At 37.5% G+C, this 26,309-nt stretch carries 19 protein-coding genes; 11 read left to right on the top strand and 8 right to left on the bottom strand.

The window, feature by feature from the left end; genetic code table 11:
- Positions 1 to 7: 7 nt before the first annotated feature.
- The 7 genes from AC27G3_RS02500 to argE form a co-directional block, all read right to left on the bottom strand.
- Positions 8 to 4,207, bottom strand: coding sequence for a cobaltochelatase subunit CobN (locus AC27G3_RS02500; protein ID WP_487118466.1), 4,200 nt, complete (start codon positions 4,205 to 4,207; stop codon positions 8 to 10).
- Between the two features lie 22 nt (positions 4,208 to 4,229).
- Complete coding sequence (locus tag AC27G3_RS02495) at positions 4,230 to 4,535, bottom strand: DUF2149 domain-containing protein (RefSeq protein ID WP_487118465.1); 306 nt, start codon at positions 4,533 to 4,535, stop codon at positions 4,230 to 4,232.
- Positions 4,522 to 5,118: a MotA/TolQ/ExbB proton channel family protein gene (locus tag AC27G3_RS02490; RefSeq protein WP_487118463.1), complete on the bottom strand. Its 597-nt coding sequence runs from the start codon at positions 5,116 to 5,118 to the stop codon at positions 4,522 to 4,524. The genes AC27G3_RS02495 and AC27G3_RS02490 overlap by 14 nt, the downstream gene beginning before the upstream one ends.
- A gap of 81 nt (positions 5,119 to 5,199) precedes the next feature.
- Positions 5,200 to 6,312, bottom strand: a complete 1,113-nt coding sequence (locus AC27G3_RS02485; protein WP_487118461.1) for an HmuY family protein — start codon at positions 6,310 to 6,312, stop codon at positions 5,200 to 5,202.
- A gap of 53 nt (positions 6,313 to 6,365) precedes the next feature.
- Positions 6,366 to 8,399 carry a TonB-dependent receptor plug domain-containing protein gene (locus AC27G3_RS02480; protein ID WP_487118459.1) on the bottom strand — a complete coding sequence of 678 codons (2,034 nt, stop codon included), beginning with the start codon at positions 8,397 to 8,399 and terminating at the stop codon, positions 6,366 to 6,368.
- A 456-nt stretch (positions 8,400 to 8,855) separates the two neighbouring features.
- A complete protein-coding gene (locus AC27G3_RS02475; RefSeq protein WP_487118457.1) occupies positions 8,856 to 9,284 on the bottom strand; it encodes a hypothetical protein in 429 nt (142 codons plus the stop codon).
- Between the two features lie 174 nt (positions 9,285 to 9,458).
- Positions 9,459 to 10,613 carry an acetylornithine deacetylase gene (argE, locus tag AC27G3_RS02470; protein ID WP_487118455.1) on the bottom strand — a complete coding sequence of 385 codons (1,155 nt, stop codon included), beginning with the start codon at positions 10,611 to 10,613 and terminating at the stop codon, positions 9,459 to 9,461.
- A 283-nt stretch (positions 10,614 to 10,896) separates the two neighbouring features.
- On the opposite strand from argE, the gene argC reads away from it, so the two are divergent.
- The 6 genes from argC (at position 10,897) to argA (ending at position 18,441) form a co-directional block, all read left to right on the top strand.
- On the top strand, positions 10,897 to 11,946 hold the full coding sequence (gene argC, locus AC27G3_RS02465; protein ID WP_487118453.1) for an N-acetyl-gamma-glutamyl-phosphate reductase: 1,050 nt from the start codon (positions 10,897 to 10,899) through the stop codon (positions 11,944 to 11,946).
- Positions 11,939 to 12,709 (top strand): acetylglutamate kinase, encoded by a 771-nt coding sequence (gene argB / locus AC27G3_RS02460; RefSeq protein WP_487118451.1) that lies wholly within the window; start codon positions 11,939 to 11,941, stop codon positions 12,707 to 12,709. Before argC ends, argB begins: the two co-directional genes overlap by 8 nt.
- 109 nt (positions 12,710 to 12,818) lie before the next feature.
- Positions 12,819 to 13,760 (top strand): ornithine carbamoyltransferase, encoded by a 942-nt coding sequence (locus AC27G3_RS02455; protein WP_487118449.1) that lies wholly within the window; start codon positions 12,819 to 12,821, stop codon positions 13,758 to 13,760.
- A 68-nt stretch (positions 13,761 to 13,828) separates the two neighbouring features.
- A complete protein-coding gene (locus AC27G3_RS02450; protein ID WP_487118447.1) occupies positions 13,829 to 15,067 on the top strand; it encodes an argininosuccinate synthase in 1,239 nt (412 codons plus the stop codon).
- Between the two features lie 2 nt (positions 15,068 to 15,069).
- Positions 15,070 to 17,013, top strand: a complete 1,944-nt coding sequence (gene argH / locus AC27G3_RS02445) for an argininosuccinate lyase (RefSeq protein ID WP_487118445.1) — start codon at positions 15,070 to 15,072, stop codon at positions 17,011 to 17,013.
- Positions 17,014 to 17,133: 120 nt separating this feature from the next.
- Complete coding sequence (gene argA, locus AC27G3_RS02440; protein WP_487118443.1) at positions 17,134 to 18,441, top strand: amino-acid N-acetyltransferase; 1,308 nt, start codon at positions 17,134 to 17,136, stop codon at positions 18,439 to 18,441.
- A 99-nt stretch (positions 18,442 to 18,540) separates the two neighbouring features.
- Here argA and AC27G3_RS02435 read toward each other — a convergent pair whose 3' ends face one another.
- Positions 18,541 to 21,195 (bottom strand): penicillin-binding protein 1A, encoded by a 2,655-nt coding sequence (locus AC27G3_RS02435; RefSeq protein ID WP_487118441.1) that lies wholly within the window; start codon positions 21,193 to 21,195, stop codon positions 18,541 to 18,543.
- Between the two features lie 135 nt (positions 21,196 to 21,330).
- Here AC27G3_RS02435 and AC27G3_RS02430 point away from each other — a divergent pair, with 135 nt between their 5' ends.
- The 5 genes from AC27G3_RS02430 to AC27G3_RS02410 are packed head-to-tail and all read left to right on the top strand — an operon-like array spanning position 21,331 to position 26,174.
- Positions 21,331 to 22,410, top strand: a complete 1,080-nt coding sequence (locus AC27G3_RS02430; RefSeq protein WP_487118439.1) for a pilus assembly protein PilM — start codon at positions 21,331 to 21,333, stop codon at positions 22,408 to 22,410.
- Entirely contained in the window at positions 22,398 to 22,988 is a 591-nt protein-coding gene (locus AC27G3_RS02425) for a PilN domain-containing protein (RefSeq protein ID WP_487118437.1), read from the top strand. The genes AC27G3_RS02430 and AC27G3_RS02425 overlap by 13 nt, the downstream gene beginning before the upstream one ends.
- Positions 22,988 to 23,581: a type IV pilus inner membrane component PilO gene (locus AC27G3_RS02420; RefSeq protein ID WP_487118435.1), complete on the top strand. Its 594-nt coding sequence runs from the start codon at positions 22,988 to 22,990 to the stop codon at positions 23,579 to 23,581. The genes AC27G3_RS02425 and AC27G3_RS02420 overlap by 1 nt, the downstream gene beginning before the upstream one ends.
- Positions 23,581 to 24,105, top strand: coding sequence for a pilus assembly protein PilP (locus tag AC27G3_RS02415; RefSeq protein ID WP_487118433.1), 525 nt, complete (start codon positions 23,581 to 23,583; stop codon positions 24,103 to 24,105). Before AC27G3_RS02420 ends, AC27G3_RS02415 begins: the two co-directional genes overlap by 1 nt.
- Positions 24,106 to 24,116: 11 nt before the next feature.
- Positions 24,117 to 26,174 (top strand): type IV pilus secretin PilQ, encoded by a 2,058-nt coding sequence (locus AC27G3_RS02410; RefSeq protein WP_487118431.1) that lies wholly within the window; start codon positions 24,117 to 24,119, stop codon positions 26,172 to 26,174.
- The last annotated feature ends 135 nt before the right edge of the window (positions 26,175 to 26,309 follow it).

Raw genomic sequence — 26,309 nt, 5'->3', positions numbered from 1 at the left:
GCTAAGCTTAATTTCTGCTTTTACGATGTTGATGGATACCGCCTAGTACCATAATTAACAACATGATTAATAACGATTGCCAAATAAAATCATTAGGCTCTGAGGGGGGTTGTTGATTTTGCTTTTCAAGTTTTTGCCCTTCAACTTGTTCATTCTGATTTTTTTGCTGTGCTTGAATGGTTTCTGCGGCTTGTTTATTTTGATTGCTTTGCTGAGCAACTTGTTTAGCCATATCTTTCATCGTCGGTTGCTCAAGTACTGCAGATAAACCAAAGCCACTTGCTAATTGGTTAACATTCTCACGAAGTGCATCGTTTAATACGATTAAGTCATATTGGTTAACCATTTGGATATATTGTTCAACAAGTTGCTGTAAGCGTTCAGGGTTTGCCTCCCAATAATCTTTACGTTCAGCTTCAAGCATACGCTCCATCATTCTTGCAAGTGAAGCAGGATTTGTTTTCTCAAACCATTTGTCTAGTTCAATGTTGAGCTTGTCATTCACGTAAATGTCGAAATACTCATCCCACTGATCATTTCTGACTAAATTAGGATCAACCACTTGCCAACCAAAAAAGTTATCCATTTTAGATGCTAATGACACAGCACCCGAGTAACCTTCTTTTTGCATTTCTTTGATCCAACGTGGGTGGAACATACGTGTTCTAAGTTCTTTTGCCATAAATAAAGCGGCATCTTCCACTTTAGGTGCTGTCGCATTGCGTAAGTTTGAAATCACCATATCAGGACTTTTACCATCAATATTACGAACGGCTAAACTAATACCGCCAAAATATTCAAAGGGATCATCAGAGCTAAGCATGCCAAATAAGTTTGATGAACGAGAGAATAAAGCAATATCAGTTCCCGATAGCTGTTTCGCATAGAGTTGGATATCTTTCCCTTGTGCATTTTTAGCTTTCTCACCCCAACGACTACTGTCACTGCCAAAGAAATATCCCATTTGTCCTAAGTAATTATCAGAAATTTTCTTGTCATTCTCCCAAGTATCACTTGCCCAAGCAGCGCCATCAACACCGGAGCCATAATCACCAGAAGCATTTGAAAACATACGAATGGTTGATAAATATTGCGCTTCTTCTGCTTCAACGCCTTGTTCAGTTAGATCTGCTTGTATGCGCTCGCTATTAAGGGCAACATGATTTTCCCAAACTGATTGATTATCTTCTTTTAACTCAGCAACTTGCTTTACTGCTTTGGCGAGCATTTGCATTACGCTAGGAAAAGCATCTCGATATAACCCCGTTGCAGATAATACAACGTCTATTCGAGGGCGTTTTAATTCACTGTAAGGAATAACCTCGGTGCCGACAACGCGACCGCCTTTATTCCACTTTGGCTTAACTCCCATCGCATAGAGAACTTGTGATTCTAAAACTCCATAGTGACGCATAGTTTCTATAGACCACAAAGAAAAGGCCATTTTGTCGGGGAACTTGCCATTTTTCTTTTGATAATTATTAATCATCTGATCAACGAGTTCTTTGCCTTGCTTAAATGCTGCTTTGGTTGGCACTCTTGACGGATCAAAACCATAAAGATTGTAGCCTGTTGCCAGAGATTCTGGGTGACGAATAGGATCGCCACCTGTTTTTACTGGAATATACTTGTTTGATAAGAAGTCAGTCATGGCTTCGAGCTCATGAATACCTCTTATTGCTTGATATAAAGTATTACCACGATCGACAAATGTTTTTAATTCATCACTTAACTCGTTTATTGCTACAGGCAATTTACTTGTCTTTTTCTCGGCTTGGGCTACAGTTTTGTTCGGATTAACAATATAGTTTTTGACGAAAGTAAATCCGGCAAGTTGATCAAGCTCACCAATGAGTTGCTCATTATTTTTCTTAGTATCCGAAATGTCTGTATCGTGAATATCGGCTTTATTACTATTATGATAACTGTGGCTGTGATCATCATTGTCTATTGCATGTGCTTCTTTATCAGAAGGGTAATAGTCATGTTCAAATTCGCTAGCAAGTTGCGTAAAGTCGTTACCTAACATTTGAATAAGGGTAGAAATTATTAAAGACTGCTCAGCAAGTTGCCCAAAAGTGTGTAAACCTAAAGGTTGGTTTGCGGTTGCAAGAGATTCCATGTGGACATGAAGGTCGTCAAAAAATGCTTGATAATTTTTATCGATATCCCCCTGTTGCCAAGCAATATCTTTACAAATATTACTGCTAAAACATAATTCAACAATTTGTTTAGCTGTTTTTTGTTTCACTCCGCCTTGATCTAGTGATTGATATTGGTGCATTAACTCGTGCAAATGGCTCAAATCACCATGCAAGCCTGCGGCGGCAAATGGTGGTGTCATATGAGAAATAACCGTAGCCCTTCCTCGTCGTTTGGTTTGCATTGCTTCACCAACATCATCAACAATAAATGGGTAAACAACCGGTGTATCCCAGACAGCTAAATTACCTTGATCATAAATAGATAGTCCTCGTTCTTTACCGCCTAAGTATTCTTGAGAGCCATGAGTGCCTAAATGTACAATAGCGTCACTTTTCCAATATTCACGAGCATAAAAGTACGCGGCTAGATAAAAATGGTTCATCGGCACTATGCCTTGATGGTATACAGCATCTTCATCATTCTTTTTATCCGTACGAGGGGGTTGGCGCATAATGAGTACATTTCCATCACGCATACGCGGTAAAATAAAGTAATGAACTCCATTTTTTTCGACGGCCATAAAGTGATCTTTCGGATCGCCCCAATATTGATTGATAGGCTCGGTAACATTGAGAGGTAGTTCATTAAACCACGCTAAATAATCTGTCATTGGCATGAGTTCAGCTAAATCATCATCTAATAATTGCTTTAACTGATAGTCTCGATAAAATGGATCGAGAATACGTTTTACATTTTTGGTTAAATATTCTTGGGTACGGTAACCTGTTTGGTATTCATTATTGGCTAAATGTTGGCTAATGGCAGTTAAACTAGCTGGAATATTCATAAAAGAGGCACCAACATCTTGGCTGCCCCAAATAAAGATTGAGAGTTTTTTATCTTGATTGGCTTTGTATTTAAGGTTTACTAGATTTACTGCTTTATTAACAAGGTGTTCAAGTTGGTAATCAATAACTTTTGTAGTATGGGTTTTCATATCCATTGCAGCGACTATCATAGGATCTGTTACACCAGCACTTTCAGGGAGTACTAAAGTAAAAGCCATCATGCCTGCAGAAACGCCTTGTTTATCTTCTTCCCAGGCTTTTTGATCGCCAGAGTAATAAGTCATAGCCTGGATTACCGGAATACCAAACTTTTCAAATTCTACTTTACGTTGGCTCGCCCAATGAATATTTCTAAAGTTAATAATTAAGTCTATTTGACTAGTTTGAGCATTTTTATCCGTGAGTTCGTTATCTAATAAAAGTAAATGTCGGTAATCTTTATTCACTCTACTTAACTCAAAGAAAAAAGGGACCACATAAATACCTTTATCTTCGAGTTGACTGATGGTTGCATCAATCAGTTGAGTTTGCTCTGTTTCAATTAATGCGCGCTGTAATAATAAGGCAATTCGTGGTTGATCTTTTTTTGGGGCCGTCCATGATTGGTAAGCCGTTAGGCTTTCACTGATTAGTAACGGTTGTTTAGGGTGATAAATACCTTGTTTAGGGAAGATAATAGGGGCTGATACTAAAGCTTTACTGTCTTTTTTAAGTACATTAATCGATAAATAACTGAGTAAATTTGTTAAGTTTGTTCGTCCTGCATTTTTCCAATAATCTGTCGTTGCTTGTAGTTGACTAGATGTGAAACCGAAATGAGTCTCTGGGACGTTAAGTCTATTTAAACTAATAAATTTAGGTGTATTTTCATTTTTATTGCGGAATAAAGGAAGATATTTAGCAAACGTTTTTTCTGACTCGTTGGCGGAAACAGCATCAAAAATTATAATATCTTGTTGATTAAATAATACTTGTGCTTGTTGTAAGTCTTTTAGACCGCTAGCGGATTGATGAGTGATCTTCCATGAGGCAATCGAATTTTTACTGGCTACTTTTTTAAGTAATTCTACTTTAGCTTTATTGGCATGTGCAGAGCCGACAAAAAGTAAGTGAATATTTTTTTGCGTGGAAGTGTTATTAGCAATGGCAAAACCACTAGTGATTAAGCTTATTAATGGTATCAATAAACTGAGTATGAGGTATTTATATTTCATTGTTGTGCTCTAAGTTTGTCTTTTATTCGGTGACGTAAATTATTGAACCGTCTTTCATTTCGTATGCTGTCCCTGCTTTTTTACCTGTACCTGCGCCTGTCTTTCCTTGGCTTTTAAATGATTCTATTTTGTTGCCTTTTTTGACAATAATTTCCATATTGTCTTTGCCTTCATTTTTTATCACAGTGACATCTTCAGCCAAAAAAGGGTTTAATGGGTTTTGGGCAATTGCAATTAACAAGGCTGCAATTAATACCAAAAACACATCGACTAGGTTAACCACTGATAGCGCAGGGTTAATCCCTTCGTCTTCATCAAGCAGCTTCATTTATATTGTCCTTTGCTTGTGCAGCAGTATTAATAGGAGCAACACTGGCATGTTGCAGTAAAGGCGTTAATGCAACGAGTTCTTCGGCTAACCAACGTTTTTTAACTGAAGCGATCCAAAAAGTGACAGAAGCAATGACCAAACCAAAAATGACCGATGAGAAAGCAACAATTAGGTTTTCGCTAATCCCTTGAATATTGCCATCGGCTAAGCTTTTTAATGCAGGTCCCATAGGCACCATTGTTGCTATAAGTCCTAGCATGGGAGCTAAACGGCTGACATTTCTTACCCCTTCAAGATCGCCAAGAGCGGCAACATCGAGTTGATCTTTAGTGATAGTTGGTTGACTGTTGGCTAATTGAGATAGGGGATAACCTGCTAACGACAAAGTTTTATCTTCCCCCAATTTACTTAATAATAACTGTTGGAACTGCAGTTTATTTGCTCTGCGTTGTAGTATTTGAGCTAAATATTGTCCACTGGCAAATAGCGCATAAATAAATAATGCACTGATAAGAAGCAGCACAGGTGCCATAAAAAAATCTGACAATTGGTACATCGTTTGTTCAATGTAGCGGATCATAAATATTACCTAACGAATTTATAAAGCATAAGGAGTTACTGCTTGAGTAACTCCTTATGCTAGGGTTGATGAATAACTATTTTATAAAGCTTCAACACGGAATGAATAATTACCAGAATTACCTTCTGTATCGTAATAGCTAGTGATTTGTAGTTTAAAAACACCATTCGTATTTTTAATTAAATACACACCATATTGTGACCACATTTTGTGATTGCCTTCTAGGCTGTATTGATACCAAGGGTTTGTTTTAAATGCCAATTCAGAGTATTGATCTGATTTGAAACCATAATAAGGAATATCAGACTCTGGAACACCAGCATAACTGTTTGTGAAATCTTGGATTGCCGTAGCATCTTCTGCCAAGGTTAAGGTAAATTCTGCCGCAGTAGTGTCCATACAAGGAATTTTTATATCCCAAGCATCTGTTACTGTGACTAATGAATTTACATCAAAATCAATATACATTGCGTCACTATTACTACACTCTAGGGTAGCGTCTAACATGAGTTCTGTTTCTATTGTGTCGAATTCAGTTGCCCCTGTTAACTGATTTGCAAAGTGAATGGTAAGGTGAGACATACCATAACCAGCTTGAGTTAATTCAGAGACGCGAAACTTAGTTACGCTAGTGTCTGAGTAAGCAATAAAGTAGTGACTATCATCAGCGAATACTTGATGAGTAGCAGGATCATAACTATAGAAGTCTTCTAAAATCCCTTTTGTCACATCAGTGGTAAATTCTTCATCATCAGGCACTTCCGTGCTAGTAACAGCAATAAAATCATCCAGTTCGCTGTCAGCTGTAGCGTTAATAAATTTATCAACAACTGCTGCGTTATCTTCAAAGAAGTCGCTATTGTTATTGGTAAAATAAAGGCTGACAGGGTTATCACTATCATTAGTATTTAAAAATACACCAGTGCCTTTAAAGGCTATATCCCAGCTAGTATCTGTCGCGGCTTGCTCTTCAGTTAATTCAACGAGAGACTGAGTATCAAGATCAAAATAAGCGAACGTTCGAGCCTGTACAGTACCTGTTGAATATGGACCATAAATAACACCTACTTCAGATTCAGGTTCAGTTACTGGTGGCTCTGTGATAATTGGTTCAGAAGTTTTTGAATCGCTACCACAAGCAGTTAGTCCTAATACTGCTAATAAGCAGACAGCTAGGGGGAATTTGTTTTTCATTTTGTTCTCCAGGGGCTATTGTTTTTAAATGTAAATAAGTTAAATTACGAAGGTTAAAATTGGTATTTCATGCCAAGAGTTATATTACGACTTGATATTGGGCGTGAATCAAAAGCATTGAGTGCATTGGCATTTTGATCTTTGTGTTCATTGAAAATGTTATTAATGCCGAAATTCCATGACAAATTCTCGTTGATATTTTGGTTAATATCGATAGTTGCATTAAGCCATTGGTTATTGATTACTTGGCTATAAGTCGTGTCGTATGCTTCATCTGATTGATAAACGAGATAAAATAATACATCGAGTTCATATTCATAAACATGATAAGCAATATTGGTTTTAACTTGATGATAAGGACGCCCCGTGAGTCGTTGGTCGTCTTCATTTCGAGCATCTAAGTAGCTGTAATTTATTTGTCCCGACCATTGGTTGAAACTTAATTCAACAGTTAAGTCAATTCCTTGGATGGTCGCTTGAGCAACATTTTGATATACGGAAATATCGAGTTGAGTTTCTGTTGATTTTTCAGGATCGTGTACTGTCTCAATAAAATTTTTGGTTTGAGAGTAATGGGCATTTATTTCTGTTTTAAATTGCGCTTGATTGAGCCATTTCGACTTTTTAAAAACGGCAGAATTAAAAGTCAATGTCGTATTAAATGTTGTAGACTCCTCAGGTTGTAAATCGGCAGTTCCCAACACCATATAACCTAAATTACTATGATCAAATATATAAAATCGCTCTTTAAGGTTAGGTACACGATAGCCTTGACCCAAACCATTCCGCCATTGCCAACTGTTTTCTTTATCGCCAAAATTATTCATCGTACTTACTCTAGCTGCAGAATGAAAACCAAAATCAGAGTCGTATTGTGAGCGAATACCTGCCAATACTTGATAACTAGGATCAATCCAATTTGCTTGAATAAAAGCATCAAAGCTTTCCCTAGATTCATTATTTATTTCGATAGCTGCAGAAACGGGTTTTACTTGGTCAAGACTGTCATAATGAAGCACACCACCAGATACTATTTCTAGCTCGTTTGTTGAGTAAACATATTGCCCATTAATCTCAGCTAAATTGATGCTAGTATCTCGTATGCTGTTTGATTGACCACTGATTTCTTGGTGGTTGATATATCGTGTATTTAGTTGCCAACTACCTTGTTGAATTTCATGTTTTTCGGTATTAAATACATCAGTGTTTAGTGAAAAATCTAACTGATTTTGTTCAACCTTTGAAATATAAGTAATAATGCTCTTTTGACCAGGCACCTTTGATACAGCACGTGATTTATCTTCATTTAAGTATTGATATTTTATTTCTGCATTCACTTTGTCACTGGTGACTATATTGTTAAAATCAGTTTTGCTTGAAAGGTTTAGAAACGACTTTGTCATGCCACTGGCATCTTGATTAACGGTTGAAGGATCGTAGTCAAAACCCGTATCATCAATATGTAATAAACTTAAGTTGTAGTCCCAGTCATTTTTAGTCAAGCTAGCGTTAATTCTAGCGGTATACGACAAAGGATCGTCGCTAATTACGTCTGCATAATGACCTACTTGCATGTTAATTTTTGCTTGGTCCTCATCATAATTTTTTGTGATGATATTAATCACCCCCCCCATGGCAGAACTGCCGTACATGACTGATGCGGCCCCACGCAACACTTCAATTTGTTCAATTTCATTAGCATTTATTTGATCTAAATCTGCGGAAGAGCCAGTAGGGGTTACTAAAGGTTGGCTGTTAATTAGCACTAATACATGATCGCCATCAAAACCTTGCATTTGTATGTTATAGCCGCCCTTAACATTGCGTGTAACTACAACGCCAGGAATAAAGTTCAACGCATTAGCTAAAGTACCTTGTGTTAATAATTGAATAGTCTCTTGATCGATAACCTGAATAGAAACGGGCGAATTTGACAATAGCTTTGGGGTACGAGTGCCAGATACAACAATATGTTCAAGGTGATTGTCGTCGGGTTGTTCAACAGCTTCGGCGAAACTAATTAAACTTGTGCACAATAAAGACCATAAGCAGGTGTATGTTAAAGATGTAGGTACAGCGGATTTCATTAATAGTAATCTAATTGATAATCATTATTGTTTATATTCTATGTTTTTTGTAATTAAATGTAAATAAGAATTATTATCAACTGTGTGAAGGGGGTATTTAGACTGGATTTATTGTTTGCTTTAAAGGTTATTATTTACCCAATGACATCGTTTTTACCAATGGGACCTAGCTTTTCTATAGTGATGCATTGAGCATTTTCCCCTTTACACCATATCAACCCATAATGATCAACGAATGCCACTGTTTTTATCAAAAAACCATATTTAGCGTGGTTGATCAAAATGGTTTGCCTAGGCTTAATTTGTCTAATCGAAAACCATTGTATAACTAATACCACACTATATTTTTGAATATGTGTAAACATACTATTGCTAGCAACTTTCCATATTTTGAAACAAAAATTTCAGAATAAATACGTTATTAAGTGATGACTAGGATAGTTTATTTTTATTATGTTAATGAACAACAGCTTGTTGCATATTTAACTTACTTTTAAATGCTTCGATAGTTTTCTGGCAACTGTCACAGATGGGGTATTTTTTGGAAAATAATAGAAGAGGATTAAAAGTTATTTTTAAAGCGTTTAATGCAATTATTTGATGATCTTCGCAATGTTTGTTTTCTTGACTCATTACTAACATTCGATTGTGAGGAATTAATAAATATTGAAGGGCCATTTGGGTTTGACCTTGGTGTTCAAAAAGTGCTGATAAATTATGTAAAGTACATATCCATGCCATTAACAGCTGAACATTTGATTTATCTTCTGCCCATAACATCTCAAGATAAGACTGAGCTTCTTTATAATAGTATTCTGCTTGTAAGTATTTTCCATCATTGAAATATTCATTACCGTCTTTTAGTGAATTTTGCCATTGATACATTTACTATTCCTTGAAATCTAGATTTAGCAAATGATAATCATTATCATTTGTAATATCAAGTGATAATATAAGGTCGATTTTTAAGCATGTTGTGATGTTGCTGTTATCCTCTATAGAATAACAGCTAAACTCAATAGATTGCTTTATATATTAAACGAAAAACTTGCAAATTTTTTATAAGCAATAACGCGTGATCATATTTGCTAAAAGATGTTCTGTTTTGTCTATTTCAGAAAATGCTAAAAACTCATTGGGTTGATGAGCTTGATCAATAGACCCTGGGCCCATAACAATGGTTTGGCAACCTAACTGCTGAATATAGGGGGCTTCCGTTGCATAGTTAACCGCACAACATTGATGACCACTAATTTCCTCGGCAATGGTTACTAATTGGCTTGAAGATGCTTGTTCGAAGCTTGGTGAGCTTGGGTGTAATTCTTCAAAACTTATTCGGGTTGGGTATTTTTCAGCGAGCGGCTTTAACGCTTCACTGAGCAGGTTAATTAGTTCGCTATCAGTCATGCCGGGTAAAGAGCGCATATCAATATCTAAATGGCAATGTCCACAAATGCGGTTAGCGTTATCGCCACCTTCAATTGCGCCTAAATTTAAAGTAGGGGCAGTAACGTCAAAGGCTTTATTGATAAAATTTATCGCAAGCTTTTCTTTGAGCGCTAGCAATTGACCAATAACCTGATACATTATTTCTATCGCATTTACACCCAAATTAGGTTTACTTGAATGCCCTGATTGACCTTGTACACTAATGCGGTGCGACATATGACCTTTATGCATAATAACGGGCACTAAGTTTGTTGGTTCGCCAATGATGGCAACATCGGGTTTGATCTCTTGGCTGTCAGCAAAAAACCTTGCGCCAGCCATAGTAGTTTCTTCATCAGCGGTGGCCAGTACATACAAAGGTTTTTTTAATGATTTAGCATCGAGTCCTTTGCATGCTTGTAGTATAAATGCGAAAAACCCTTTCATATCGCATGTGCCTAAACCAAAAAACTTATCTTCTTTTTCAAGTACTTTATGTGGATCTGATAACCAACGGTTTTCATCAAAAGGCACCGTATCACTATGACCAGCCAGTAGTAGGCCACCATCGCCAGTTCCCAATTTAGCAAGCAAATTAAATTTATTGTTGTTCATGGTATTAGGTACTGTTTGAATATTTACTTCAAAACCGAGTGTTTCAAACCAAGTGGCCAGCAGTGTGATCACCTCTTTATTACCTTGATCCCAACTTGGGTGAGTTGAACTTATCGAAGTATTTGAAATAAGTTGGCTTAATGCATCAGTAAAGCTAGGTAATTTGTTCATTAATTAACTTCCAAAAATAAATTAAAAAATACTCTATATATTTATGCTAATTAGTTGCATAAATACCCATTGAGTGATAACTTGCACTTACAGTGTAAATAACCTCCTTTAAGAAGGCTACTTTAAAATGATAAAGGTTCAATTGATACGACGACGATAGGTATAAAATATTATTTGTTGTTCATTAGTAGTGAGTTTACCTGGTTAAGTTTACTAGTTTTGAAAGATATATCTTAGATTATCTCGTAATAAGTTGAATAAAATTGCATTTTAGAGGTTTGTTTTGTTAAAAGTTCAAAAAGTTGCCGTTATTGGCGCAAGTGGTTATGCAGGAGCAGAGTTAGTTGGACTACTTTGCCAGCACGATAAAGTTTCAATACAACATTTAGTTGTGTCGGAAAATAGCACTTCCTGTGGAAAACATTTTAGTGATTTACATGGTCGCTGGCAGGGGATCTGTGATGTACCTCTGCAATCTTTTTCTCAAGAGTGGTTTGATGCTTCGGTTGAAAACCTTGATGCTGTTTTTTTTGCTACGCCTCATGAGTTTAGCGCCCAATGGGCTCACTCTTTTGTTGAGGCAGGAGTAAAAATTTTTGATTTATCGGGGGGCTTTAGATTAAAGAAATCTGAAGATTACCCTACCTTTTATGGCTTTGAACATGCCAATACTCAAGCACTTGCTGCTGCTAAATATGGTTTAGCAGAATGGCAAGCCGATGACATTGCCAATGCCAACCTCATTGCTGTTCCTGGCTGTTACCCAACGGCTAGTTTATTAGCTTTAAAACCTATTACAAGTAATTCGTTACACATCAATAACTCACTAATTGTTGTTAATGGCATTAGTGGTGTTAGTGGTGCTGGAAGAACAGCTTCATTAGCGACTAATTTTAATGAAGTAAGTTTAACCCCTTACAATATTTTACAGCACAGACATCAACCTGAAATTAGCCAGGAAGCTAATGCCCAAGTGATTTTTAATCCGCATTTAGCACCATATAAAAGAGGTTTGTTAGCGACGGTTACTCTACAGTTAAATGAAGGAGTAACAGCCGAACAAGTATCACAAGCGTTTATCACCGCCTATCAGGATAAGCCTTTGGTACGTTTAGTGAACACTTGGCCGAAAATTGATCATGTTGCTCATACGCCATTTGCTGACGTACATTGGCAGGTAGATGAAGAAAAACAAGTGGTCGTGGTGAGTTGTGCTATTGATAATTTACTAAAAGGCGCATCTTCTCAGGCATTACAATGTTTTAACCTTTCCTTAGGCTTGGCAAGTCACTATTCGTTACTGCCGTTATCAACGAGTTCAAATTATGAATAAACCTTTAGTGATTAAAATTGGTGGTGCAATTTTAGAAAAAGAATCTGCCTTAACCGCATTACTTAAAGTGATTAGTGAGTTAGAAGATCAAGCTGTTGTTTTAGTTCATGGCGGTGGTTGTGTTGTTGATGACATGCTTGCACAAGCTAATTTTACTACGACCAAAAAAGACGGTTTGAGGGTAACGCCAAAAGAGCAGATGCCATTAATTGGTGGTGCACTTGCTGGCACTGTCAATAAATCGATTGTTGCTACCGCTGTAAGTTTGCAAATTCCTGCTGTGGGGTTGGCATTAACTGATGGTGATATGGTTTCTTGTCAATTAAGTACACAAGGCTTGGGGCAGGTTGGTTGTCCCAAAGCGAAGAGTAGTAAATTGATCGATATGCTATTAAAAGCAAAGTTTTTCCCTGTTATTTCATCAATTGGCTCACTCGCTAATGGAGAGTTAGTGAATGTTAATGCCGATGATGCTGCAGTGGTTATTTGTCAGTTACTAAATGCAGAATTATTACTGTTAACTGATGTTGACGGTGTAAGAGATGCGAAGGGAATGTACTTAAGTTCTTTAGATAGCGCTCAAGCACAAACGTTAATTAGTGATGGCACAATCGCTGGTGGTATGACAGCTAAAGTTAATGCGGCACTTTTAGCTGCTAAACAGTTACGACGAAGTATCGCGGTTGCCAGTTGGCAGTCGCCAGAGAATATAGTGGCTTTACTCAAAGGTAAAAACATTGGTACACGCATTCAGCCGTGTTAACTATTGAGCGATTAAACTATAAGTTATTGAAAATTGATTAAATTTTATATTAGCGTTACTTCATCAGTAATAGGTAATAACCCAATACGTCGTAAAGGAATGATAAAAAATGTCATTAACCCATTTAGAAAACTTCTTAGCTGACGATCAGTTAAGTAAAAGTCAGTTATTAGCGCTAATTAACTTAGCCATTAATATCAAAACAAACCCGCATGAATATAACCAATCTTTAGCGGGCAAATCGGTGGCGATGATTTTTGAAAAGCCTTCATTAAGAACCCATGTCAGCTTTGATATGGGAATCAATAAATTAGGGGGGCATGCGCTATATTTAGGGCAACAAAACGGTAAATTAGGTGAGCGTGAAAGAGTAAGTGATTACGCTAAAAATTTATCGTGTTTTGCTGATGCCATTGTAGCGCGTGTTTTTAGTCATGACTCGATTACGCAATTGGCCGAGCATGCTAGTGTACCGGTTATCAATGCCTTGTGTGATTTATATCACCCATGTCAGGCGCTAGCTGATTTTGTCACATTAACCGAAAACCTAACTACACTAGGTAAAGATGATTTAACACAAGTGAAATTGGCTTATGTGGGGGACGGCAATAATGTCTCTAACTCTTTAATGTTTATGGCTGCAATTTTAGGGGTAGATTTTACTCTGGTTTGCCCTAAAGGTTATGAAGCACAAACCTCACTGGTTGCAAAAGCTAAAGCACTTGCAGCAGAGTCAGGCGCTCAATTAGTTTTTACTAATGATATTGCAGCCATCGGGCAGCAAGATGCAATTTATACCGATACTTGGATATCTATGGGTGATGAAGATCCTGCGAAAAAACAAGAAGTATTAGCCATATTTGCCCCGTATCAAGTAAATCATCAGTTAATGAAAAACACAGGCGCAAGCATTGTGATGCATTGTCAGCCTGCACATTTGGAAGAAGAGATAACCACTGAACTGTTTGATAGCGAAATGTCGGTTGCTTTTCAAGAAGCTGAAAACAGAATGTGGGCACAAAATGCTGTGCTAGTAACCCTATTTAGTTAGCACATTAAGTTAGCCAAACACCTATTAATTATTGAACAGATAAATAAACAATTTTAAGAGAAATGAACATGACTCAAGTAAAGAAAAAAATCAAAAAAGTAGTACTCGCTTATTCTGGAGGCTTAGATACATCGGCAATCATTCCGTGGTTAAAAGAAAACTATGATGGTTGTGAAGTCGTCGCTTTTTGTGCTGATGTTGGTCAAGGTGATGAAGAGCTTGAAGGTATCGTTGAAAAAGCCATTGCGTCGGGCGCTAGTGAATGTCACGTCGTTGATTTAAAAGAAGAATATGTAAAGGATTATATTTACCCAATTTTAAAAACAGGTTCGGTGTACGAAGGTCAATACTTATTGGGTACTTCGATGGCGCGTCCTGTTATTGCAAAAGCTCATGTGGAAGTTGCCTTAAAAGTTGGCGCTGATGCACTTTGTCATGGTTGTACTGGTAAAGGTAATGACCAAGTACGTTTTGAGTCTTGCTTTGCTGCACTTGCACCACAGTTAACTGTTATTGCGCCATGGCGTGAGTGGGACATGGTGTCTCGTGAAGACTTACTCGATTATTTAGCTGAGCGTGATATTCCTTGTGCTGCTTCTTTAACTAAAATTTATAGTCGTGATGCAAACGCTTGGCATATTTCTCATGAAGGCGGTGAGTTAGAAGACCCTTGGTGTGAGCCATCAAAAGAAGTGTGGACAATGACTGTTGATCCTATGGATGCACCTGATGTGCCAGAAACAGTTGAATTAAGCTTTCAAGATGGTGAGTTAGTATCGGTCGACGGACAGCAATTAACGCCTTATCAATCATTAATGTATTTAAATGATAAAGCGGCAGCTCATGGTGTGGGTCGTATTGATATCGTGGAAAATCGTCTAGTAGGTATGAAGTCTCGTGGTTGTTACGAAACACCGGGCGGAACTGTTTTAATGGCAGCATACAAAGGCTTAGAAACACTTATTCATGATAAAGAATCATTAAAATTTAGAGAGTCAGTTGGTTTAGAGTTTTCTCATGTTATCTACGATGGTCGTTGGTTTACTCCATTAGCAAAAGCACAGCTTGCTGCTGCTGAATCTTTAGCAGAGAAAGTCACTGGTGATATTGTTGTGAAACTTTATAAAGGTCAAGCAACGGTAACTCAGCGTCGTTCACCTAACAGTTTGTATTCAGAAGAGTTTGCAACGTTTGGCGCTGATGATGTTTACGATCAAAAACATGCGGAAGGTTTTATCCGTTTATTTAGCTTATCGAGCCGCATTGCTGCGCTAAAAACTTTAGACGAACAAGCTAAAGGGGAATAATTATGGCTTTATGGGGCGGACGGTTTAAAGAAAAAGCGAGTGTTCAATTTAAGAAATTTAACGATTCGTTACCTGTTGATTATCGTATGGCAGTGCAAGATATTGTTGGCTCTATCGCTTGGGCCGAAGCATTAACGACAGTTGATGTACTTAACCAAGATGAATATGAGCGTTTAAAAACAGCACTACTTGAACTTAAAGCATCGGTTGAAGATGATCCTAATCAAATTTTAACTTCTGATGCCGAAGATATTCACAGTTGGGTTGAAATTAACCTCATTGAAAAAACCGGTGATTTAGGCAAAAAGCTCCATACAGGCCGTAGTCGTAATGATCAGGTTGCGACAGATTTAAAGCTTTGGTGTAAAGAAACTGGTGGCGATATTTTATTTGCTTTAGTGAATTTACAACAAGCTTTGTTAAATTTGGCCGAGCGTGAAAGTAAAACCGTGTTACCAGGTTATACGCACTTACAACGTGCGCAACCTGTAACATTTGGTCATTGGTGCTTGGCTTATGTGGAAATGTTTAACCGTGACATTGGCCGTTTAAAAGACGCATTATATCGTGCTGATACTTCACCATTGGGCTCTGGTGCGTTAGCTGGCACAGCGTATCCTATAGATCGTGATTTACTAGCACATAATTTAGGTTTTAGAAGTGCGACTTTAAATAGCTTAGATGCGGTTTCTGATCGTGATCACGTTATTGAATTACTTTCTACAGCGAGCATTTCAATGATGCATTTATCTCGCTTCGCTGAAGATTTAATTTTTTATAACTCAGGCGAAGCTGGCTTTGTAGAAATGAGCGATTTGGTGAGCTCTGGCTCATCTTTGATGCCGCAAAAGAAAAACCCAGATGCTTGTGAATTAATTCGTGGCAAAGCGGGTCGTGTTATGGGCTCACTTAGCGGCATGATGGTTACCATGAAAGCACTTCCGCTTGCGTACAACAAAGATATGCAAGAAGACAAAGAAGGGCTTTTTGACGCACTTGATACTTGGCAAGAGTGTATGGAAATGGCGGTATTAGTTGCTGATGGCTTAAAAGTCAATCGCGATCGCACATTAGCGGCAGCGCAGCAAGGTTATGCTAATTCAACAGAATTAGCCGATTATTTAGTGAGTAAAAATATTCCATTTCGTGAAGCACATCATATTGTTGGTGAAGTTGTACTTGCGGCGATTGACGCGGGTCATGCCTTGGAAGAGTTTTCTATCGAACAATTTAAAGTGTTTAGCTCAAAAATTGAAGACGATGTTTACCAACATTTATCTATTGAGTCTTGCTTGGATAAGCGTGTGGCTATTGGCGGTACTTCAAGAACACAGGTTCAAAAAGCATTGGCAGATATTCAAGGAAATACCGATACGTTAAATAGCCAAGTCGTTGGTTCGCCAAGTAAAGACCAAATTAATATGACATTAAAGCAAGTGAAGCAACGCTTAAATGCACAAAAAGCGGCGGCGCTTTCTGTACGCCGAGCAAGAATGTCTGACGTTGATAACATTTATCAACAAGTTGATTACTGGTCTGACAAAGGAGAGATTTTACCCAGAAGTCGTGACAATATCATTCATGATATTCAAAACTTTGTTGTTGCAGAGATTGATGGTGTAGTCGTTGGTTGTGCTTCTTTATATATTTATCAAACAGGTTTGGCTGAAATACGTTCTATTGTGGTGGATAAGTCTGCGCAAGGACAAGGACAGGGTCAGGCGTTGGTTCAATATTTACTTGAGTTTGCGCATCAAATGCAATTACAACAAATTATTGTTTTAACGTATTTACCTGAATACTTTACCAAGCTTGGCTTTACACTAATTGAAAAAAGCTCTCTTGCAGATAATATTATTGAAGATAGTGAACAAAGTCCTCATAAAGATCCTGCTGATGAAGTCGCGATGGTTTATATCGTCGACCGTTCAGGTAATGCTAAATAAATATTGAGCGAACATAAAGCTCAGCCAAGGTTGAGCTTAAACCAATAATAAAATGTATAGTCACAAGTAACCCTATAGTAAATACAGGCAACAAAAGAGTAAGGAATAAACGTAAAACTCATGGATAAATTTATTGATAACATTAAGTGGTTTAGAAACGCTGCGCCATATATTAATGCGCATCGCGGTAAAACTGTTGTATTAATGTTTGGTGGAGAAGCGGTTAACCATCCTAACTTTGCTCATATTATTCATGATATTTCTTTGCTCCGCAGTTTAGGGGTTAAACTTGTTGTAGTGCACGGTGCACGTCCACAAATTGAAGACCGAATGGCGCAACGTGGTATCAAAAGAATTATCGAAAGTAATGTTCGAGTAACAGATGCTGATACTTTGGTGGCGGTAAAAGATGCGACCGGCTCATTACGCTTGCATATCGAAGCGTTACTGAGCACTGGCTTAGTTAATTCTCCCATGCATGGCTCTCAAATACGAGTGAGCACAGGTAACTTTGTTATTGCAAAACCTATGGGTGTTCGTGATGGAATTGATTATAAGTATACGGGCAGTGTACGCAGGATTGATTCTGATGGTATAAACATGCAATTAGGCTATGGCTCCATTGTTTTATTATCACCCATTGGTTATTCCCCTACAGGTGAAGTATTTAATTTGGCTCTAGAAGATGTTGCTGCACAAACAGCAATCGCGTTAAAAGCCGATAAGTTAATTACTTTAACCGAAGACGATGGTTTGCTCGATGAACAAGGGCAGTTAATTAAAAGCTGTAGTGTTAGACGGGTTAAAACCTTACTTGATGAAAAAGATTGCCATTATCGACAACTGTTATTGCGCGCGATAATTCAAAGTGGTGAGAACGGTGTTGAGCGTTGTCATTGCGTGAGCTACCAGAGCGATACCGCTTTATTGCAAGAATTGTTTACCCGTGATGGTGCAGGCACGTTAATCGCTAAAGATCATAAAGAACAAATTTCTACGGCTACCATTGATGATGTTGCAGGTATTTTGGAGTTACTTGCCCCGTTAGAAGCTGAAGGCGTACTGGTTAAACGTTCTCGTGAATTACTCGAAATGGAAATTGACAAATTTACCGTACTCAAAAAAGAAGAGGTTATTATCGCTTGTGCTGCTCTTTACCCTTACGCTGATGCTAAAATGGGAGAAGTGGCTTGTGTCGCTATTCATCCTGATTATCGTAAAGGTAATCGCGGAGGCCGATTAATGGACGCTTTAGAGCATGAAGCTAAGCAACAAGGTATATCAAAAATATTTGTCTTAACCACAGTGAGCGGACATTGGTTTTTAGAAAAAGGGTTTATTGAACAATCCATGGAAAAATTGCCCGAAGGTAAACAGAAAATGTACAATTTCCAAAGAAAATCTAAAGTGTTTATTAAATCAATATAACGAGATAAACATTGTTAACTGGCCAAAATGTAAAGGGATAAATTAAGGTCAGTTAACAATATTGCTGATTGTGTTGTGCTAATTTAGGTTAAATTTCCATTAGAATAATTCGTCTTCGTTAATATCGCCACCATCTAAAATATCACCGCTATTATCTTCAGTTACATATTCTGTAGGCTCAGTGCCTTGAATGAAGTATTCAAATTCACTGCTTCTATCAGTTTTAGTGGTTAATTTACCGGTCGCCTTATCAATTCTTACCGAAACAATCCCTTCAGGAGGAACAAAAGATTCTTCTTCCAGAGTTGGTAATGCTGACGCCATAAATTTTATCCAAGCAGGTTGAGCTGATTTTGCGCCGAATTCAGAGCCAGTAATTTGGTTTTTAGGTAAATTATTATTGTAGCGGGTCACTCCTAAATTTCGTTGATGGTCGTCAAAACCTATCCACGAGGTTGTTACTAACCGACGAGTAAAACCAGAAAACCAGGCATCTTTAGATTGGTTGGTTGTTCCCGTTTTACCTGCAATGTCTCGACGCTTTAACTTTCTTGCTCTAAAGCCTGTTCCTTGCCAATAAGGTTTTATATTCCAATCAGCCCCCCAAATAACGCTATTGAGTGCTTGGCCAATTAAAAATGCATTCTGTTCGCTGATAACCCGTGGCGCTTTTTCAAATGCTAATTGTGGTTCGATAGCTTCGTTATCGATCGCAGGTTCTTGTGTTGCTTGTGAATCATTTGTGACTGAAGTAGGTAAATCATTTAAAAACGAGGGTAACGCTAATTCATCTGTGAGCTTTTCATCTTCTTGCTTAGGTGCTGTTAATGAAGCGATTAGGCTCTCGCACTCTTCACAAGCGAGTTTTGGCGTTGCCTGATAAATGACATTACCAAATGAATCTTCGATCCTGTCAATTAAATAAGGTTCAACTAAAAAACCACCGTTAGCAAAAGTAGCAAAGCCAGTTACTAATTCTAAGGGCGTTAATGATGCAGAGCCTAATGCGAGCGATTCATTGTGCGGAAGTTCATCAGGGACAAATCCAAATAAGGATAAATAATCAATAATATTATCTAAACCAACCGATCTTAATAAACGCACCGCAATAACATTTTTTGATTGTGCTAAAGCTAAGCGTACTCGTATTGTGCCATCATAAGTTGGTGGTGAATTCTTTGGACGCCAAACTACTCCAGTACTTCGATCCCATTGATTTATAGGAGCGTCGTTTACTAAACTGGCTAAAGTAAGACCTTTTTCGAGCGCAGCAGAATAAATAAAGGGTTTAATATTAGAACCAACTTGTCGTTTGGCTTGAGTAACCCGATTAAATTGGCTTTGTTTAAAGCTAAACCCACCAACAGCTGCTTTTATTGCGCCATCATCTGGTGATATTGACACTAATGCAGCACTGACATCAGGTAATTGGCTGAGTCGGTAACTACCTTCAGGTGTTTGAACCACTAAAATAACATCACCATAATTTAAAATATCGCTGGCCAATTGAGGCTCTGTGTCTTGTCTCTCATCAGAGATAAATGCTCTAGCCCAAGACATACCTTCCCAAGGTATAATGGCTTGCTGCTGATTTTTTAAGGTGATAACGACCGATTGTTCTTGAACTTCTGTAACAACAGCAGGAATTAAAAATTGATAACTGGTCGTAGAGGCAATCGCCGAAGCAATTTCTGTTTCAGTTAAAGCTTGAGTGGCAGGTAATAAATCTGTATCGATTACTGCACCGTTAGTTTTTTGATCTTCAAGGGAGATTGAAGGTAAACGTAAATGTTTTACTGCACCGCGATAACCATGACGCTGATCATAATTTAATAGATTTTCAATAACCGCATGTTGAGCAGCTAACTGTAGATCAGCAGTGATGGTGGTAAATACTTTAAAGCCACTGTTATAGGCTTTTTCAGCACCAAAACGATCTAACATTTCTTGGTGAGCCATTTCAGCTACATAAGGCGCATTGAGCTCGATTTGTGCCCCATGATGCTTGCCTGTCATGGGTGCATTTAGTGCTTCTTTGTATTGTTCTTCTGAAATGTAATTACTCACTAACATACGTTTTAAGACAACCGCCCGTCGATTTTTAGCGCGCTTTTTAGATCTTATTGGATTAAGGGTAGAAGGCGCTTTTGGCAATCCAGCGAGCACAGCAATCTGCGCTAAAGTTAAATCGTTTAAATTTTTACCGTAATAAACTTGAGCAGCTGCGGCAAAACCAAAAGATCGATGACCCAATTCAATTTTATTAATGTAAAGCATTAATATTTCATCTTTGGTCAATAAACTTTCAATATGAAAAGAAATGAATATTTCTCTGAGTTTACGAATGTAAGTTTGTTCACGAGTTAAGAAAAAGTTACGAGCAACTTGCATTGTAATGGTGCTCGCACCACCTTTGTCGTTGCCGGTTAATTGACCAAGGATAGCACGACTCATCCCGATAGGATCTACACCAAAATGTAAATAAAACCTATCATCTTCTGTCGCTAAAATAGCATCGATAAGTTGTTGAGGAACTTCCTCAAGAGTAAGTGGGTAACGTTTTTTCTCGCCAAATTGAGAAATTAGTTTGTTATCAGCACTATAAATTTGCATGGGAGTTTGCCATTGAATGTCTTTTAACAATTCGACACTCGGCAAATCACTGCGCATGCTCATATATAATGAAAACAACACCAGAACACCAAGAGCAGCTAGTATAAAAGTAACTTTTATTATTCTTTTAAATGACAACACGGTAAAACTCATTTTTGAAACATTTTGTAATATAGTGCTAGTATATCGTGTAAAACCATGTAATAAATGTATTTATGTGTATTTATGTGTATATTATGTTTAAATAAATATAAAAATAATAGTTAGTAGGATGTTATGCTAAGCCAATTATGGAAAAAGAAAACATCTCTGATGGTTGGGATCGATATCGGATCTCATGCAGTTAAGGCTGTTTTACTAAGTCAGGGAAATGAAGGCTATGTTCTAGAAGATTACGCTATAGAACTGATGCCCCGTGGATCAGTTGTTGATCGTGAAATTCAAGATATTGAAGCTGTAGGCAATGTAATTGCCAAAATCCGCAAAAAAATCACCTCATCTGTTAAATTTGCTGCTGCTGCTGTTTCTGGTCAAACGGTTATCACCAAAATCATCTATATGGATGTTGCGTTAACTGAAGAAGAACTCGCTACCCAAATTGAGATCGAAGCTGACAGCCTAATACCTTATCCTTTAGATGAGGTTAGCTTAGATTTTGAATCATTAGATGTTAATGAATCTGATCCTACAAAAATTAATGTTTTATTAAGTGCGGCCCGAACCGAATCAATTGAAGCAAGAGTTGCTGCCCTTGAGTCAGGCGACTTTGAAGCTAAAGTAATTGATGTAGAGTCTTATGCAGTAAGTAGAACATACGAGCTTTGTTTACCAATGCTCCCTGGCGATGCAAAAGATAAAATGGTTGCTATTGCCGACATTGGCGCCAATATGACGCTGTTTTCAGTTTCTAAAGCAGGTAAAAATATTTACAGCCGAGATCAAATTTTTGGTGGCGAACAATACACTCGTTCAATTGTTTCTTATTACAATAAGACATTTGAAGATGCTGAAAAGGCCAAAGTTAATGGCGACTTCCCACCTAACTATCGTTTTGAGGTACTAGCACCGTTTCACACGATTTTAGTTCAGCAAATACGTCGCGCTATTCAAATGTTTTTAACATCAAGTGGTCATGAAAAAGTTGATTACTTAGTGATCTCAGGAGGAACGGCTCTGGTGGAAGGGATACAAGAATTATTAACTGAAGAACTTGGTGTTCATACAGTTATCGCAAATCCTTTTGACCATATGGGTATTTCTGGAAATGTGGACTTGAAAGAATTGAAATCAACAGCCCCTCAATTGATGGTTGCTGCAGGATTAGCGTTAAGGAGTTTCACACCATGGCACATATAAATCTACTTCCTTGGCGTGAAGAGGCCTTAAAAGCTCAACAAAAAGAATTCTTTACGGTATTAACTGTTATTGCATTGCTTTCTCTAGCATTAGTCTTTTCAGTGAGTTTGTTTTATCAAGCACAGATTGATGGTCAGGTGACTAAAAATCAGTATTTGAAAAACGAAATTCAATTACTCGATATTCGAATTGCTGAAATTAAAGAATTGAAGGCAAAGAAAATTGCCTTACAAAAACGTATCAGTGTTATCGAGCAGTTACAACGAAGCCGAAACGTCGGTACACAAGTACTTGATGAAATTGCTAAAATCATTCCGAATGGTATATATATTACTAATCTAGAAAAGAAAGGTAACAGTATTTCCCTGCAAGGAAAAAGTGAATCAAACAACCATTTAGCCAATATGATACGTGCCATTGGCGTGTCTGATTTATTTACTGACGCGACACCGGAGTCTATCGTTACTGATGAAAAAGCTCGGAAACTGTTGAGTGACTTCAAAATGACTATCCGTATTCAAGGTTTAGTTGATGATTTAGATGCCGCTGTTGAACAAGCGTTTAAGGGAGGTAAATAATGAATTTTGATTTATCACAATTTGATGACTTAGAACTCGAAAACATTGGCCATTGGCCGGCAGCCGCAAAAGTATTGCTTTCAATATTTTTGGCTGTAGTTGTTGTGTTTCTAGGTTATTTTCTTCTTATTAGCGATAAAATGACTAACCTAGACAGGGTAGTTGCCGAAGAAGAAACTTTAAAACAGCAATACACTAGTAAATATCATGTGGCAGCGAACTTAGAATTGTTTAAAGCGCAAATGGTAGAAGCAGAAAGTATTTTTGCTAATCAATTAAGAAGTTTACCTAATAGCCATGAAATCCCAGGTTTACTAGATGATATTACTTTTATCGGTACAACCAGCGGCTTAGATTTCGTTAAACTGAATTGGCAACCAGAGATTGTAAAAGAGATATACATCGAGTTACCTATTGATATTGAAGTCATTGGTACTTACCATCAGTTTGGTAATTTTGTGAGTGAAATAGCAGGTTTACCTCGTATTGTAACTTTACATGATTTTAAAATAGATATTGCTCAAGCAAGTACTGAAGCACTGAGATTAAAATTACAGGCTAAAACGTACCGTTATCAAGAGGCTGATCAATAATGAAAAAATTAGTCTTAGTTAGTGTCTTAATGTTGTCAGGCTGTTTTGATGATGTTAATGAAATTAAAAGTCATATAGCAACCGTTAAAGCGACAACGAAAGCATATATAGAACCTATGCCTGAAGTGCCGGTCTTTACCTCTTTTGATTATTCATCAGATGAGTTACGGTCTCCATTTGTTGCCCCTAAACCTGAAGTTATTCAGGAAAAAATGCAACAAATGTCAGGTTGTTTAAGTCCAGATCCTCGCCGCCGCAAACAACCACTAGAGAAATTTGCATTAGGTGATTTGGTGATGCGTGGAACGCTAGGTGATGTAGATGTAACATGGGCATTATTAGAAGCCTCTGATGCCACACTACATCGTGTGTCTGTAGGAAATTATGTTGGTCTTTATAACGGACGAATTATAGAAGTAGGTAGTAAAGCTGTGAAAATAATTGAATTAACTCCTGATGGTGCTGGTTGTTGGGTAGAACGAGAAACTGTTATTAATTTAGCTGTTTCTAATACGGAAAGGTAAGGGAAATCACGATGTTATTTATAAAAACTAAGAATTATAAAATCTTTACCCACTTCAGTAAGATCAATGCAATATTGATGAGTACATTACTCTTGTTGTCGTCATATGTGTCGGCATCTGACTTTACTGGTGTTGCGTATAATACAATTCACAACGATCAAATAGAGGTGGTGTTTTCTTTCTCTGAAGATATTAAAGGTCACCCTGAAGTTAAAACTTCGATGAATCCTGCATATATCCAGATTACTTTTGACGCAGTTAATTTTGATGATGGTATGAGTAATACATTAGTTAATCATGCTGGCGTAAAAGATATTGAAGTAACGACCAAAGGCGAAAATATTGTTGCTATGGTCAAGTTAGAAGAATTAGGTATTTTTGATGTAGCCATTGAAGGAGACCAATTCTCAGTTACATTAAACTATGGCCAAGCGGCTGCAATTGTTGAAGAATTTAGCCCTTCAGCTGAGAAGTTTATTAACAATATTGAATCATTAGATTTCAGACGTGGACCAGAAAATGAAGGTCAATTAATTGTTAACTTAAACGACAACACGGTCGCTGTTGATGTAAGTGATAAGTTAGGCAAAGTGTATGTTGAGTTTCACAATACACAAATTGTTGAAGACCTACTTTATAAACTTGACGTCACTGATTTTGGCACGGTCATCAGCGGTATCGAAACATTTAAAGATGGTCGTAATGCGCGATTAGTAGTGGATGTTGATAGTAACTTCACCTTTACACATGAACAAGTTGAAAATGTTTTCACATTAACCGTTCAAAAGGCAGCTGAAAAATTACCTAGCTATTTGGGTGATTCTGATGAGTTCACGGGTCGTGAATTAACATTAGATTTCCAAGATATTCCAGTTCGAACGGCGTTGCAGATTATTGCTGAATACAGCAAGTTTAACTTAATCACCAGTGACACTGTAACAGGTAATATTACTTTAAGACTTGATGGCGTACCTTGGGATCAAATCCTTGATATCATCTTGAAGATTAAAGGTCTTGATAAGCGTATGGAAGGCAACATCTTGATGGTTGCTCCAAGTGATGAACTCGCTGCTCGTGAAGCTAAAATTTTACAAGCTCAACAGCAAGTTGAAGAATTAGCGCCTCTGTACTCTGAATACGTTCAAATTAACTATGCTAAAGCAACTGATTTAGCCGATTTAATTAAGAATGACGAAACTAGTATTTTATCACCTCGTGGTAGCGTGTCGGTGGATGAGCGTACAAATACCTTGTTATTAAGAGATACAGCAAAAAGTATTGAAGATATTAAACGTATGATTAACATTCTTGATATCGCTGTTAGACAAGTAGTGATTGAAGCAAGAATGGTAACCGTTAAGGATAATATTAATGAAGAGTTAGGTATTCGCTGGGGAGTTACAAATACAGATAATGAATTTGCAACCTCAGGAACAACCGCTGGCGCTACTTCAGCTAATAGCGGTATTGTTCCTAATATTGCTGATAGAATGAATGTGAACTTACCTGTATCGAATGCTGCTGGTACAATTGCTTTCCAAGTTGCTCGTTTAGCTAATGGTACAATTCTAGACTTAGAGTTATCTGCCATGGAACGAGAAAACAAAGGTGAGATTATTGCAAGTCCGCGTATTACTACAGCGAACCAAAAAGAAGCTTACATTGAGCAAGGGGTTGAAATTCCTTATCAGCAAGCAGCATCAAGTGGTGCTACAGCGGTTCAGTTTAAAAAAGCGGTATTAAGTTTAACTGTAACGCCACATATTACCCCTGATAATAAGATTATTTTAGATTTAGTGGTGACTCAAGATACGGTTTCAGATGTGACTAATGGACAAGCGCCAGCAATTGATACTCAACGTATTGGTACGCAGGTGTTAGTCAATAATGGTGAAACGATAGTACTTGGTGGTATTTATCAGCAATCTATCATTAGCAGCGTCTCTAAAATACCTGTTTTAGGCGATATACCTTACGTAGGTTGGATGTTTAGAAATACAAGCAACTTTAATGAGAAAAAAGAGTTACTTATCTTCGTAACACCTCGCATAGTTACAGAACATTTTTAGGCAATATTTGCAGTAATTGGAGTTTTTCTCTTCAGTTACTGCATTCTTACTTGCAATATAGGTAGAAGAATTGCGATAATTACGCCCTTAAAATTTTCGAGGGCGTTCCCTCTTACCTGTTTACCTATTTATAAT

It is taken from the genome of Colwellia sp. SU-HH01217 (genome assembly GCF_057543495.1).
This window is presented reverse-complemented; position numbering and strand designations above follow the sequence as displayed.

Excerpts from the sequence above, each read along its gene's own strand:
- AC27G3_RS02500 (WP_487118466.1), bottom strand. The coding sequence starts at position 4,207 with ATGAAATATAAATACCTCATACTCAGTTTATTGATACCATTAATAAGC.
- AC27G3_RS02495 (WP_487118465.1), bottom strand. The coding sequence starts at position 4,535 with ATGAAGCTGCTTGATGAAGACGAAGGGATTAACCCTGCGCTATCAGTG.
- AC27G3_RS02490 (WP_487118463.1), bottom strand. The coding sequence starts at position 5,118 with ATGATCCGCTACATTGAACAAACGATGTACCAATTGTCAGATTTTTTT.
- AC27G3_RS02485 (WP_487118461.1), bottom strand. The coding sequence starts at position 6,312 with ATGAAAAACAAATTCCCCCTAGCTGTCTGCTTATTAGCAGTATTAGGA.
- AC27G3_RS02480 (WP_487118459.1), bottom strand. The coding sequence starts at position 8,399 with ATGAAATCCGCTGTACCTACATCTTTAACATACACCTGCTTATGGTCT.
- AC27G3_RS02475 (WP_487118457.1), bottom strand. The coding sequence starts at position 9,284 with ATGTATCAATGGCAAAATTCACTAAAAGACGGTAATGAATATTTCAAT.
- argE (WP_487118455.1), bottom strand. The coding sequence starts at position 10,613 with ATGAACAAATTACCTAGCTTTACTGATGCATTAAGCCAACTTATTTCA.
- argB (WP_487118451.1), top strand. The coding sequence starts at position 11,939 with ATGAATAAACCTTTAGTGATTAAAATTGGTGGTGCAATTTTAGAAAAA.
- AC27G3_RS02455 (WP_487118449.1), top strand. The coding sequence starts at position 12,819 with ATGTCATTAACCCATTTAGAAAACTTCTTAGCTGACGATCAGTTAAGT.
- AC27G3_RS02450 (WP_487118447.1), top strand. The coding sequence starts at position 13,829 with ATGACTCAAGTAAAGAAAAAAATCAAAAAAGTAGTACTCGCTTATTCT.
- argH (WP_487118445.1), top strand. The coding sequence starts at position 15,070 with ATGGCTTTATGGGGCGGACGGTTTAAAGAAAAAGCGAGTGTTCAATTT.
- argA (WP_487118443.1), top strand. The coding sequence starts at position 17,134 with ATGGATAAATTTATTGATAACATTAAGTGGTTTAGAAACGCTGCGCCA.
- AC27G3_RS02430 (WP_487118439.1), top strand. The coding sequence starts at position 21,331 with ATGCTAAGCCAATTATGGAAAAAGAAAACATCTCTGATGGTTGGGATC.
- AC27G3_RS02425 (WP_487118437.1), top strand. The coding sequence starts at position 22,398 with ATGGCACATATAAATCTACTTCCTTGGCGTGAAGAGGCCTTAAAAGCT.
- AC27G3_RS02420 (WP_487118435.1), top strand. The coding sequence starts at position 22,988 with ATGAATTTTGATTTATCACAATTTGATGACTTAGAACTCGAAAACATT.
- AC27G3_RS02415 (WP_487118433.1), top strand. The coding sequence starts at position 23,581 with ATGAAAAAATTAGTCTTAGTTAGTGTCTTAATGTTGTCAGGCTGTTTT.
- AC27G3_RS02410 (WP_487118431.1), top strand. The coding sequence starts at position 24,117 with ATGTTATTTATAAAAACTAAGAATTATAAAATCTTTACCCACTTCAGT.